This window comes from Citrobacter sp. XT1-2-2 (assembly GCF_023516235.1).
In the GTDB taxonomy this organism is placed as follows: domain Bacteria; phylum Pseudomonadota; class Gammaproteobacteria; order Enterobacterales; family Enterobacteriaceae; genus Citrobacter; species Citrobacter werkmanii.
The window spans coordinates 3,609,081-3,622,287 of the sequence record NZ_CP097324.1 but is presented as its reverse complement, the minus strand read 5'-3'; the positions used below and the strand labels follow the sequence as shown (position 1 = coordinate 3,622,287).

10 protein-coding genes are annotated in these 13,207 nt (G+C 50.9%); 7 read left to right on the top strand and 3 right to left on the bottom strand.

Annotated features, from left to right (window positions below; all coding sequences use genetic code 11):
• From M4I31_RS17345 to glxK, 5 genes are all read left to right on the top strand, one after another.
• On the top strand, positions 1–1,251 hold the full coding sequence (locus M4I31_RS17345; protein WP_085047604.1) for an MFS transporter: 1,251 nt from the start codon (positions 1–3) through the stop codon (positions 1,249–1,251).
• 98 nt (positions 1,252–1,349) lie between these two features.
• Positions 1,350–2,810, top strand: a complete 1,461-nt coding sequence (locus M4I31_RS17340; RefSeq protein WP_085047603.1) for a putative allantoin permease — start codon at positions 1,350–1,352, stop codon at positions 2,808–2,810.
• 72 nt (positions 2,811–2,882) lie between these two features.
• Positions 2,883–4,244, top strand: coding sequence for an allantoinase AllB (allB, locus tag M4I31_RS17335; RefSeq protein ID WP_085047602.1), 1,362 nt, complete (start codon positions 2,883–2,885; stop codon positions 4,242–4,244).
• A gap of 58 nt (positions 4,245–4,302) precedes the next feature.
• Positions 4,303–5,601, top strand: coding sequence for a uracil/xanthine transporter (locus M4I31_RS17330; protein ID WP_085047601.1), 1,299 nt, complete (start codon positions 4,303–4,305; stop codon positions 5,599–5,601).
• A 20-nt stretch (positions 5,602–5,621) separates the two neighbouring features.
• The gene (gene glxK, locus M4I31_RS17325) at positions 5,622–6,770 is read left to right on the top strand and encodes a glycerate 3-kinase (RefSeq protein ID WP_085047600.1); all 1,149 of its coding nucleotides are present in this window, start codon (positions 5,622–5,624) and stop codon (positions 6,768–6,770) included.
• A gap of 79 nt (positions 6,771–6,849) precedes the next feature.
• On the opposite strand, the gene allE is transcribed toward glxK, so the two are convergent.
• Genes allE through allD form a run of 3 tightly spaced genes read right to left on the bottom strand, consistent with a single transcriptional unit; the run spans position 6,850 to position 9,952 of the window.
• Positions 6,850–7,635, bottom strand: a complete 786-nt coding sequence (allE, locus tag M4I31_RS17320; protein WP_085047599.1) for a (S)-ureidoglycine aminohydrolase — start codon at positions 7,633–7,635, stop codon at positions 6,850–6,852.
• A 10-nt stretch (positions 7,636–7,645) separates the two neighbouring features.
• The gene (allC, locus tag M4I31_RS17315; protein WP_061381596.1) at positions 7,646–8,881 is read right to left on the bottom strand and encodes an allantoate deiminase; all 1,236 of its coding nucleotides are present in this window, start codon (positions 8,879–8,881) and stop codon (positions 7,646–7,648) included.
• Between the two features lie 21 nt (positions 8,882–8,902).
• A complete protein-coding gene (gene allD / locus M4I31_RS17310; RefSeq protein ID WP_069323995.1) occupies positions 8,903–9,952 on the bottom strand; it encodes an ureidoglycolate dehydrogenase in 1,050 nt (349 codons plus the stop codon).
• 316 nt (positions 9,953–10,268) lie between these two features.
• Here allD and M4I31_RS17305 point away from each other — a divergent pair, with 316 nt between their 5' ends.
• Positions 10,269–11,936 carry an acyl-CoA synthetase FdrA gene (locus tag M4I31_RS17305; protein WP_085047598.1) on the top strand — a complete coding sequence of 556 codons (1,668 nt, stop codon included), beginning with the start codon at positions 10,269–10,271 and terminating at the stop codon, positions 11,934–11,936.
• Positions 11,937–11,945: 9 nt separating this feature from the next.
• Positions 11,946–13,205 carry a DUF1116 domain-containing protein gene (locus M4I31_RS17300; protein ID WP_038638468.1) on the top strand — a complete coding sequence of 420 codons (1,260 nt, stop codon included), beginning with the start codon at positions 11,946–11,948 and terminating at the stop codon, positions 13,203–13,205.
• Positions 13,206–13,207 lie beyond the last annotated feature (2 nt).

The following is a 13,207-nucleotide window of genomic DNA, read 5'->3' as shown; positions in this document are numbered from 1 at the left end:
ATGAGTGAAAAAAATACATCCGGTATTGAATACTGGAAGAAGATCGTCGTCGTAATGAGTCTGGGTTGGGTCGCAATATGGATTTATCGCACCGTATTAACCCCTATTTATCCTGAGATTCAGGCTTCCCTGGGCAATGTCAGCAATGCTGAAATTGGCGCCATCGCCAGTTTCTATTTTTTCGCCTATTGCAGTATGCAAATTCCCTGCGGAATTTTGGTCGATAAGCTTGGCCAGAAAATTATGCTGATGTGTGGGTTTACGCTCTTTATTATTGGTACGCTCAGTATTGCAAAAGCCACGGGACTGGTGATGATCTATGCCGGTTCGCTGATGGCAGGAGCGGGCTGCGCCTCTTTCTTTAGTTCTGCGTATTCTCTCTCTTCGGCAAATGTCCCGCAGGCTCGCCGGGCACTGGCAAACGCCATTATTAATAGCGGCTCTGCGATTGGGATGGGGATCGGTTTAATCGGCTCCAGCGTGTTGGTTAAAAGCATGAGCATGGCCTGGCAAAACGTGTTGTTCCTGGTTGCGGCTGTGTTGGTGGTGATGTTGTGCGTATTTACTTTGGTTATCCGCGGTAACGCAAAAAGCGAAACGGCGGTGTCAGAGCAAAAAACGCAGACGACAACGATGACAGAAGAGAAAAGTCCGCCGCTGTTTTCGGGTTTGTTATGCAGCGTCTACTTCCTCTATTTCTGTACCTGTTATGGCTATTACCTGATTGTGACCTGGCTTCCGTCCTATCTACAGACTGAAAGGGGATTTGATGGTGGCGCGATTGGGGTTGCCTCGGCTTTGGTCGCCGTGGTGGGGGTTCCCGGTGCGTTGTTCTTCAGCCATCTGTCCGATAAATTCCGTAACAGCAAAGTCAAAGTCATTCTTGGGCTGGAAATTATGGCCGCCGCAATGCTGGTGTTTACGGTGTTATCGCCGAATACCACGATGTTGATGGTCAGCCTGACCCTGTACGGTTTACTGGGAAAAATGGCGGTGGATCCCATCCTGATCTCCTTCGTGTCTGAGCAGGCGTCGGCGAAAACGTTGGGCAGAGCATTTAGCCTGTTTAACTTCTTTGGTATGAGTTCAGCCGTTATTGCGCCAACGTTAACCGGATTTATTTCCGATTTGACTGGCTCAAAAGAGATAAGCTTTGTCATCTCGGCTTGTCTGGTTGTTACCGGAACGCTTATTTTTGCCGGCGTGACGTTATATAAAAAGAAAGCAACACCAGTTACTGCTTCAGCATAAAAATATAATTAAAACTATTTGCATTACTTAATATATTGTTTTTGTTCCACATAGCTAAACCCATTACAACGTTATCCGATACGTGACAAGAGGGATTTATGGAACAGCAAAGAGATCTATACCAACAACGTGGTTATAGTGACGACTTATTACCGAAAACGGCAGCACAACGAAACTGGAAAACATTTAACTATTTTACTTTATGGATGGGGTCAGTACATAACGTACCTAATTATGTTATGGTTGGCGGGTTCTTCATTCTCGGGCTGTCCACATTCAGTATTATGCTGGCTATTATTATTAGTGCATTGTTTATTGCATTAGTCATGGTTATGAACGGCGCCGCCGGAAGTAAATACGGTGTACCTTTTGCAATGATTCTGCGTGGCTCGTATGGTGTACGTGGCGCGCTTTTCCCGGGATTATTAAGAGGCGGGATTGCGGCAATTATGTGGTTCGGGCTGCAATGTTATGCCGGATCGCTGGCTTTTCTTATTCTGATTGGCAAGATATGGCCTGGGTTTTTAACGCTGGGCGGTGATTTTACACTACTGGGGTTGTCTCTGCCGGGGTTAATCACATTTCTTATCTTTTGGCTGATTAACGTTGGTATCGGTTTTGGCGGTGGTAAAGTATTAAATAAATTTACTGCGATCCTGAACCCTTGCATTTATATCGTTTTTGGCGGAATGGCTATCTGGGCGATATCCCTGGTAGGGATTGGCCCCATTCTGGACTACATTCCGGGCGGTGTGCAAAAAGCGGGAAACAGCGGATTCCTGTTCCTGGTAGTGATTAACGCCGTGGTTGCGGTATGGGCCGCTCCGGCGGTGAGCGCATCGGACTTTACGCAAAATGCCCACTCATTTCGTGAACAGGCGTTAGGCCAGACTCTGGGTCTCATTGTCGCGTACGTGTTATTTGCGATTGCCAGCGTGTGTATTATTGCCGGTGCCAGTATTCATTATGGAATGGATACCTGGAATGTGCTGGATATCGTACAGCGTTGGGACAGTCTGTTTGCCTCATTCTTCGCAGTTTTGGTTATTCTGATGACCACAATCTCAACAAACGCTACGGGTAATATTATCCCGGCTGGTTATCAGATTGCCGCAATTGCGCCAACAAAACTAACATATAAAAAAGGTGTGTTGATTGCCAGTATTATTAGCTTACTGATTTGTCCATGGAAGCTTATGGAAAATCAGAGCAGTATTTATCTGTTTCTGGACATCATCGGCGGTATGCTCGGTCCTGTTATTGGTGTTATGTTAGCGCACTATTTTGTCGTTATGCGTGGCAAGATTAATCTTGATGAATTATATACCGCCAGTGGTAATTACCAATATTATGATAATGGATTTAACCTGACGGCATTCTCCGTAACGTTAGTGGCGGTAATTCTTTCACTGGGTGGAAAGTTTATTCCATTGCTTGAACCGTTATCGCGAGTGTCGTGGTTTGTTGGGGTTATTGTCGCATTTGTGGCATATGCCTTACTGAAAAAAAGAACGGTTGGACAACCTGCCGCAGTAGAAAAAGCAACAGGTCAGTTGTAATGAAATCAGTAAACGTAGGTGTAAGCGTGCGTTATTTATAAAAACTATCTGTATCCATACAAGGAGTTCGTTATGTCTTTTGATTTAATTATTAAGAACGGTACTGTTATTTTAGAAAATGAAGCTCGTATTGTTGATATTGCCGTCCAGGCAGGAAAAATCGCCGCCATTGGCGAGAATCTTGGGGAGGCAAAGCAGGTAATGGATGCGACAGGTCTGGTGGTTTCACCGGGCATGGTCGATGCGCATACCCATATCTCTGAGCCGGGGCGTACACATTGGGAAGGCTATGAGACCGGAACGCGTGCCGCGGCAAAAGGCGGTATCACCACAATGATCGAAATGCCTCTCAACCAGCTGCCCGCGACGGTGGATCGCGAAACCATCGAACTTAAATTTGATGCGGCAAAAGGCAAATTGACCATTGATGCCGCGCAGCTTGGCGGTCTGGTTTCTTACAACCTTGATCGTTTGCACGAGCTGGATGAGGTTGGTGTCGTCGGTTTCAAATGCTTCGTTGCCACCTGTGGCGATCGCGGAATCGACAATGACTTCCGTGACGTTAACGACTGGCAGTTCTACAAAGGCGCGCAGAAGTTAGCAGAAATGGACCAGACGGTGCTGGTGCATTGCGAAAATGCACTCATTTGCGACGAGCTTGGCGAGGAAGCTAAACGCGAAGGCCGTGTGACGGCACATGATTATGTGGCTTCACGTCCGGTTTTCACTGAGGTGGAAGCTATTCGCCGCGTGCTGTATCTGGCGAAAGTCGCCGGTTGCCGCCTGCACGTTTGCCATATCAGCAGCCCGGAAGGCGTGGAAGAAGTGACCCGTGCCCGCCAGGAAGGCCAGGATGTGACCTGCGAATCCTGCCCGCATTATTTTGTGCTGGATACCGATCAGTTTGAAGAGATTGGCACGCTGGCAAAATGTTCTCCGCCGATCCGCGATCGACAGAATCAACAAGGCATGTGGGAAAAACTGTTCAATGGTGAGATTGACTGCCTGGTTTCCGACCACTCGCCATGCCCACCAGAAATGAAGGCTGGCAATATCATGCAGGCGTGGGGCGGCATTGCCGGACTGCAGAGCTGCATGGACGTCATGTTTGATGAGGCCGTGCAAAAACGCGGTATGTCGCTGCCGCTATTCGCTAAATTGATGGCAACCAACGCCGCAGATATTTTTGGCCTGAAACAGAAAGGACGTATTGCCCCGGGTAAAGATGCTGACTTCGTCTTTATTCAACCGGACAGCAACTACGTTCTGAAAAACGAAGACCTGGAATACCGTCACAAAGTCAGCCCGTATGTTGGCCGGACGATTGGCGCGCGCATTACGAAAACTATTCTTCGCGGGGATGTTATCTATGACATCGAGCAGGGATTCCCGGTAGCGCCAAAAGGTCAATTTATCCTTAAACATCAACAATAATGTGATGCGAATTAATGCCCGTCATGCTGGCGGGCATTCTCTATTTTAAGGTATGAATATGCTTCCTGTTATTAACCGCGAAAGTTTGCTATCTGGCTTTCAGTGGTTTTTCTTTATTTTTTGCAATACGGTCGTGGTCCCCCCAACGCTGGTTTCTGCTTTTCATCTCCCCGCGAGCAATCTGTTAATGCTCACGCAATACGCTTTTTTCACGACATCGCTGGCCTGCCTTGCGCAGGTTATTTGTGGCCATCGTCGCGCCATTATGGAAGGGCCTACCGGTTTATGGTGGGGCACCATTCTGACAATTACCCTGGCTGAGGCGTCACGCGGGACACCGCTCAATGATATCGCCACCAGTCTGAGCGTCGGGATTGTCATTTCCGCTGTGCTGACGATGATTATCGGCTTTAGCGGCTTAGGACACCGGTTGGCCCGGCTATTTACCCCAACGGTGATGGTCTTTTTTATGCTGCTGTTGGGCGCTCAGCTCACCACTATCTTTTTTAAGGGCATGTTGGGATTGCCTTTTGGCATTGCTGACACCAGCGTCAAAATTCAACTGGCGCCTTTTAGCCTGGCGGTTGGCGTGATGTGCTTCATCCTTGCGATGATCATTTTTTTACCGCAGCGGATCTCCCGTTATGCCCTGCTGGTGGGGGCGGTAGTGGGATGGGGACTCTGGCGATTGTGCTTTCCATCAACGTCTTTGCCGTCTGGTGAATTAAGCTGGCAGTGGTTCCCGTTAGGCAGTCATGGCAGGCTGTTACCCGGTATTATCCTGACGGCGGTTATCACCGGTTTGGTGAATATCAGTAATACCTATGGCGCGGTGCGCGGCACGGACGTCTTTTATGCGCATCAAGGCTCCAGCAGCTCGCGTTATCGTCGTAGCTTTATCATTTCCGGTTTTATGACGCTGGTGACAGTGCCTTTTGCCGTGATTCCATTTTCACCTTTTGTCTCCTCTATCGGGCTGTTAACACAAACTGGCGACAGCTCGCGAAAATCATTTATTTACGGCAGCGTATTATGTTTATTGGTGGCGATAGTAACGCCGCTAACCCGCTTATTCTGCGCCATTCCACTGGCGATCAGCAGTGCCGTTATGCTGGTCTCTTATCTGCCGTTGCTCTATTCCGGTCTGGTTTTCAGCCAGCAAATCACCTTTACCGCACGAAATATTTATCGGCTGGCACTCCCGCTGTTTGTGGGCATTTTTTTGATGGGGCTGCCACCGGTTTATTTACAAGATCTTCCACTGACTATTCGGCCATTACTGAGCAATGGCTTATTGGTGGGGATTTTACTGGCAGTGCTTATGGAAAACCTCATTCCATGGGAACGCATTAAATAACAGGATGAAAAGGATTAATGATGAAAATTGTAATTGCGCCAGATTCGTTTAAAGAGAGCTTAAGCGCCGAACAATGCTGCCAGGCAATTAAAGCTGGATTCTCAAGCATATTCCCGGATGCAGAATATATTTGTTTGCCTATTGCGGATGGCGGGGAGGGGACCGTGGATGCCATGGTGGCGGCGACTGGTGGAAAAGTGGTCTCGCTGGAGGTCTGTGGGCCGATGGGGGAAAAGGTCATGGGATTTTATGGCCTGACCGGTGATGGAAAGACCGCCATTATTGAAATGGCTGCGGCGAGTGGACTGATGCTCGTCGAACCGCAGGCGCGTAATCCGCTGCTGGCGTCAAGTTACGGTACTGGCGAACTGATTCGGCATGCGCTGGATGCCGGTATTCGTCATATTATCCTCGGTATCGGCGGGAGTGCGACAGTTGATGGCGGCATGGGGATGGCTCAGGCGCTGGGCGTGCGGTTTCTTGACGCGCAAGGGGCATCATTGAGGGCGGGAGGCGGTAGCTTGTCTCGCCTCGCGAGCATTGACCTGCAACAGTGCGATCCGCGGCTGACAGCATGTCGGATCGAAGTCGCTTGTGATGTGGACAACCCATTGGTTGGCCCGCGCGGCGCGGCAAGGGTATTTGGTCCGCAGAAGGGGGCGACGCCGGAAATGGTTGAGAAACTGGAGGAAGGGTTACTCAACTACGCGCATGTGCTGCAAGCGTTGACCGGTGAAGAGGTCTCTCAGGTTGCGGGCGGTGGGGCGGCGGGCGGAATGGGCATCGCCGCGGCTATCTTTCTGCAGGCCATCATGAAACCAGGGATTGAAATTGTGCTGCAGGCTGTGCAACTGGATCAGTCCATCAAAGATGCATCGCTGGTCATCACCGGCGAGGGACGTATTGATTCGCAAACGGTCGGGGGAAAAGCGCCAATCGGTGTTGCTTCTGTTGCTATGCAGCATCATGTTCCGGTTATTGGTATCGCCGGGGTGCTGGGGGAAGGCGTGGAGGTGGTTCACGATCATGGTATTGATGCGGTGTTCAGTATTTTGCCGCGACTCGCGCCATTGGCGGAAGTGCTGGCGAGCGGTGAAACCAACCTTTATTACTGCGCGCGTAATATTGCTTGCGCGATGAAGCTCGGTCAGGCGATGAATCTGCGTTAAGCATAAAAAAAGCCACGGTGTTAACCGTGGCAAAACCCAACATAGCTAAATAAAAAATTATCAGGCGGGCTGTTCGCCGTTAAATCTCTACATCCCGGTTGCAATCTTTGGAATAGATATAGCTGAATGCTTCGCCACGCCCCACGCCGTAACCCGCCTGCAGGGAGTACGCGCCCATAAAGATGTAGTCGCCTTTTTTCACCGGGACCCATTGGTTATCGAGGTTATAAACGCCCTGGCCTGAGAGAATATAAGCCCCATGTTCCTGTACGTGCGTTTCGATATAACCATGGCTGGCGCCGGGTTCGAATGACAGAATATGCATATTCATATCGAAGCCTAATTCTTTAGGCAGGAAATCCAGCAGGATTACGTCATCCATGCCTTCATAATGAATACGTTCTAACTGGTTGGCATTACCGGAGACCAGCCATGGCGAATGGCCGGCCACCGGCGTATAACGCCGTTTGTATAAAAACAGTTGGCTGTCTTCTGTCTGGGCATTATTAAAGGTGAGCAGTTCACCTGGCGGGCAATACAGATATCCGCCCTGAGACAAAGCAAATGTTTTACCTTCCGCTTTTGCCTCAACTTTGCCGGAAATAACATACACGAACGTTTCAATACCTTCGCCGCCAAAACCGCTGTGGTGGCCGCCGTTCTGGTGTAGGGTCACCAGATAGTCAACAAATGACGCGCCCAGTTTTGGCGTTGAGAGGATGGTGACGTCACAGTTTTCAAAACCCGGAATGATATTTTTAACCAGTCCGTCCGGGGTTAACAGGGCAAAGTTACCGTGTTTTACAATTGCGCGATTAGCCAGTAAATCATCGCGATAACCCGTGACGTTATTCAGATATCCCATGAATGGCTCCTTATTTCTGCCAGGCAAGTTGATGAAGCATTAATGCCAGAGTTTTGACCCCTTCGGCAAGGTCGTTAATGTTTGTGCGTTCAGCGGGGTTGTGGCTGATACCGTTAATGCTGGGAATGAAAATCATGCAGGTCGGTACACGAGGGGCAAAAATCTGCGCATCATGGCCCGCGCCACTGTGCATGACACGGTAGTTCAGTTGTTCCTTTTCACACAGTTCGGTAAGGGTGGAGACCAGTTTACTGTCCATCGGGACTGGCGTTTCATCCATCCACAAATCGATATCAATACCGATATCCATTTCATCACAGATGGCGCGCATGTCGTTTTCCAGTTGCTGAGTAAAATCACGCAGTACGTCGGCATCGGTATGACGGCAATCGATCGTGAAGGTCGTTTTTCCAGGCACCACGTTGACGGTGTTTGGCTGTGGCTCTACTTTACCAAAGGTCAGTACCAGAGGATCGCCATGCTTTTTGGCTTTCTCGATAGACTGGCTGCAGATGCGACTGAAAGCGTAAACGGTATCGCGACGGTAGCTCAGCGGCGTTGTACCCGCATGGTTGGATTCGCCGTTCAGCGTTACCGTATAGCGACGTTGGCCGACAATCGCGCTGACGACGCCTATCGACTGACCATTACTTTCAAGCACGCAACCTTGTTCGATGTGTAATTCAACGAAGGCTTTGATGTCATTACGAGCATGAAGCGGCTCTGCGGGGAGGGTAAAGCCGCAGGCGTTCATTGCGTCAACAAAACGGGTGCCTTTCGCGTCCTGGATGTTACGGACGTCATCAGGATTTGCCAGTCCAAAAATGTTTTTGCTGCCCCAGAAGACATACGGGAAACGGCTGCCTTCCTCTTCCGCCATGGAAACGACTTCGACCGTTTTCAGCGGGGCACCATAGGTGCTCTTGAGCCAGTCAACCGCGAGCCATGCCGCCAGCGCGCCAAACTGGCCGTCAAGATTGCCGCCGTTGACGACGGTATCAATATGCGAGCCGCTTAAAATGACTTGTTCCGGCGATTCACTCCCGAGCAGACGACCGTATAAGTTGCCCACTTCATCAAAGCGCGTTTCCAGGCCACTGGCGTCCATACGCTTTTTGAATTGCTGTTGTGTTTCAAGCCATTCTGGCGAATACAGCAAGCGCGTCATCCCACCGGTAGGATCCGCGCCAAAGGAAGAGAGCCAGGGAAGGGTTTCTTCAATTGCGTGACGAAAATGGTTGATCATATGAAATTCCTGTTTCAATAATTATTGTGCAAAGGGATTCTTTGTTTCGTATGACTTGAGATAGAGGGCATCGGAAATCAGGTATTGATAAATATCGTCAACAATGTCGATACCATGGACCGCGGCATTGCGTTGATTAATATCTTGATCCTGTCCGGGGTAATAAACTTGTTTAAAGCCGGGGGCCGGAGTAATGTTATTTAACTCTTGCATGGTCTGGCTGAGGTGCTGGCGGAATAATTGGCTGGAGGAGAAAAAGTCGGGATTAATAACCAAATGCAGTTGGCCTAAATTCCGACCGGCATGTAAATCCTCATACATTGAACTGACCTGACGACCAAACGGTAATCCCAATAAAATGCCGGATAACACATCGATCATCATCATCAGGCCATAGCCTTTAGGCCCGGCCGCAGGTAGCAACGCATTGACAGCAAAGGGATCGGAAGTTGGCGCGCCGTTTTTATCGACTGCCCAGGTATTAGGAATCGGCTCGTTGCGGGAGCGGGCATCCAGAACTTTTCCCCATGCCTGCACCGTTGTCGCCATATCAAACGTCATGATGTCGTCGCCTTCTCCTGGCGCAGCGAAGGCTAACGGATTGGTACCGTAGTAAATATCTGCGCCGCCGAACGGTACCACCATCGGGTCGGACTGGCACACGGAGAGGCCGATCAGACCAGCGCGAGCGGCTTGCTGCACAAAGTAAGAAATGGCACCGCTGTGCCCCATTCGGCTAATGCCAACGACGGCGACACCATTTTTTTTAGCAATTTTAATGGCATGCTCCATACCCATCTTTGCTGCGACTTGCCCGGCGGCATTATCGGCATGCAAAATCGCTGTACAGGGACCGGTTTCTTCAAAACGAAATGTGGGTTCGCGGTTAGTGCCGCCTTTTGAAATGCGCTCAGCATAGTATTCAACGCGTACGGCGCCATGAGAGTGAATGCCTCTGGCATCGGCGTAAACCAATACCTCAGCAACCGTTGTGGCGTGCTCACGTTTTAGTCCGGCCTTGCAAAGCTTATTCTCGATAAGCTGGTGGAGTGTTTCCCGACTGATTTTCATCTGTCTTCCTTTTTAACGACGGTGTGAAGCATGACTGCCGTTAACATACCGGGAATAAAAATTGATTATGTGATCCAGACACACAAAAAAATATAGTTAGAATTTATTTGATAATCAGTATGGATTTGCCATTTCTTTTTAAATAAATAATGCCGTTAGAAAATAATGTTTAATCTTCTGGTGGTTATTAAATTTATTTTGTTAATAATTCCAGTGTGATGCCAGTCACTCTATTTGTGATCCCAGATATATACCTTGAGCTACACATTAACACTACTCGTGCAATTGCCATGGGTGCAATTATTAAGGGGTTGTTATGATCCACGCCTTTATTAAAAAAGGGTGTTTTCAGGACTCTGTCAGTTTAATGATTATTTCACGCAAGCTGAGTGAGTCCGAAAATGTAGACGATGTATCGGTCATGATGGGAACGCCAGCGAATAAATCATTGCTGGAAACGACCGGGTTTTGGCATGACGATTTTAATAATGCGACGCCAAACGATATTTGCGTGGCGATTCGTACTGAAACGGCTGATGAAAGTATTACACAGACCATTCTGCAACAATTGGATGAGTCGTTGCAGCAGTTGGCGCAGGCCACCGGCGGTAGCCAAACGCTCCTGCAGGTCAGACGCTGGGAAAGCGCGTGCCAGAAACTGCCTGAGGCGAATATGACGCTCATTTCGGTTGCCGGTGAATACGCGGCGGAACTGGCGAACCAGGCCTTGGATCGCAACCTGAACGTCATGATGTTCTCCGATAACGTTACCCTGGAAGATGAAATCGCTCTGAAGCGCCGTGCACAGGATAAAGGTTTACTGGTGATGGGACCTGACTGCGGAACTGCCATGATTGCGGGTACGCCGCTGGCTTTTGCCAACGTGATGCCGGAAGGCAATATCGGTGTGCTGGGCGCCTCCGGGACAGGGATTCAGGAGCTCTGTTCACAGATAGCGCTGGCCGGGGAAGGCATCACCCACGCCATCGGTCTGGGTGGGCGCGACCTGAGCGCCGAGGTGGGGGGGATTAGCGCGCTTACCGCGCTGGAGATGCTTGGCGCAGACGACAAAAGCCAGGTGTTGGCTTTTGTGTCGAAACCGCCGGCGGAGGCTGTTCGCCAGCATATCGTGAACGCGATGAAGGCCACCGGCAAACCCGTGGTAGCTCTGTTTTTAGGTTACACCTCCGCGGTCGCTCGCGATGAAAATGTCTGGTTTGCCGCGACGCTGGACGATGCGGCCCGTCTGGCCTGTTTACTGGCGAGAGTCGCGGCGCGACGCAGCTCGCTTTCAACCACAGGAGACGGTGTGATCCGAGGGTTATACACCGGAGGTACGCTGGCCGCCGAAGCCGCTGGGCTGCTGGCCTCCCATCTGAATGTCGCCGCGGATGCACAACATCACCATGGCATGATGCTGGATGCCGCCGGGCACCAGATTATCGATCTGGGGGATGATTTTTACACCGTCGGGCGGCCGCATCCGATGATTGACCCTGCCTTACGTAATCAACTGATTACGGATCTGGGGGGGCAGCCGCAGGTACGCGTGCTGCTAGTTGATGTCGTGATTGGTTACGGCGCGACGGCAGATCCGGCCGCATCGCTGGTTCAGGCCTGGCAGAAGGCGTGCGCTGCGCGAGACCACGAGCAACCGCTGTATGCGATTGCGACGGTGACAGGTACAGAACGCGATCCGCAGTGTCGCTCACTGCAGATTGCCACACTGGAAGATGCCGGCATTGCCGTAGTGAATTCACTGCCCGAGGCAACGCTGCTTGCCGCCGAACTGATTCGTCCATCTCAACCGTTATCTGACAAATCCGCACCTTCGCTACTGGAAAAAGTGGCGGTCATCAATGCCGGGTTACGCAGTTTTGCACTGGATTTACAGGCTGCGGAAATGCCTGTGGTGCATTACCAGTGGGCGCCTGTCGCTGGCGGTAATAAGAAACTGGCTCGTTTATTAGAACGTTTGCAATAAGGGGTTCCAATGTTTACATCAGTGGCGCAAGCCAATGCTGCAGTAATCGAACAAATTCGTCGTGCGCGTCCACACTGGCTGGATGTGCAACCTGCCTCCTCATTAATCCGCGAGCTCAATGAAGGGAAAACGCTGCTGCATGCGGGACCGCCAATGCGTTGGCAAGAAATGACCGGTCCGATGAAAGGGGCCTGTATTGGTGCATGTCTGTTTGAAGGGTGGGCCAATGATGAGATGAGCGCGCTGGCTTTACTGGAGCAGGGCAAAGTCCGGTTCGTACCTTGCCACCATGTTAATGCTGTGGGACCAATGGGGGGAATCACCTCTGCCAGCATGCCGATGCTGGTGGTGGAAAATATCACCGACGGTAACCGGGCTTACTGCAATCTCAACGAAGGGATTGGCAAAGTGATGCGCTTCGGCGCGTATGGCGAAGATGTCCAGCAGCGTCTACGTTGGATGCGCGATGTCCTGATGCCTGTTTTAAGCGCGGCGCTGGCCAATCTGGAACAGGGTATTGATCTGACCGCCATGATGGCGCAGGGCATTACGATGGGCGATGAGTTCCATCAGCGCAACATTGCCTCTTCAGCTCTGCTGATGCGAACCCTGGCGCCGCAAATTGCCCGTCTGGAACATGATAAGCAGCAGATTGCTGAGGTGATGGATTTCCTCAGCGTGACCGACCAGTTCTTCCTTAACCTGGCGATGGCTTACTGCAAAGCGGCAATGGATGCCGGGGCACTGGTGCGTTCCGGCAGTATTGTGACCGCAATGACCCGTAATGGCGACATGTTCGGGATCCGGGTGAGCGGACTTGGCGATCGCTGGTTTACCGCGCCGGTTAACACACCGCAGGGGCTGTTCTTTACCGGCTTCTCGCAGGAACAAGCTAACCCGGATATGGGCGATAGCGCCATCACCGAAACCTTTGGGATTGGCGGCGCCGCGATGATCGCGGCCCCTGGCGTAACGCGGTTTGTCGGCGCCGGAGGAATGGAGGCCGCGAAGTCCGTTTCCGAGGAGATGGCTGAAATCTATCTGGAACGCAATATGCAGTTGCAGATCCCTGGCTGGGATTTCCAGGGGGCTTGCCTTGGTCTTGATATCCGTCGCGTCGTGGAAACAGGTATTACGCCGCTGATCAACACGGGTATTGCCCATAAAGAAGCCGGTATTGGTCAGATCGGCGCGGGCACCGTTCGTGCGCCGCTGGCCTGCTTTGAGCTGGCTCTGGAAGCGCTGGCTGAAAGTATGGGCATTAGCTAAGA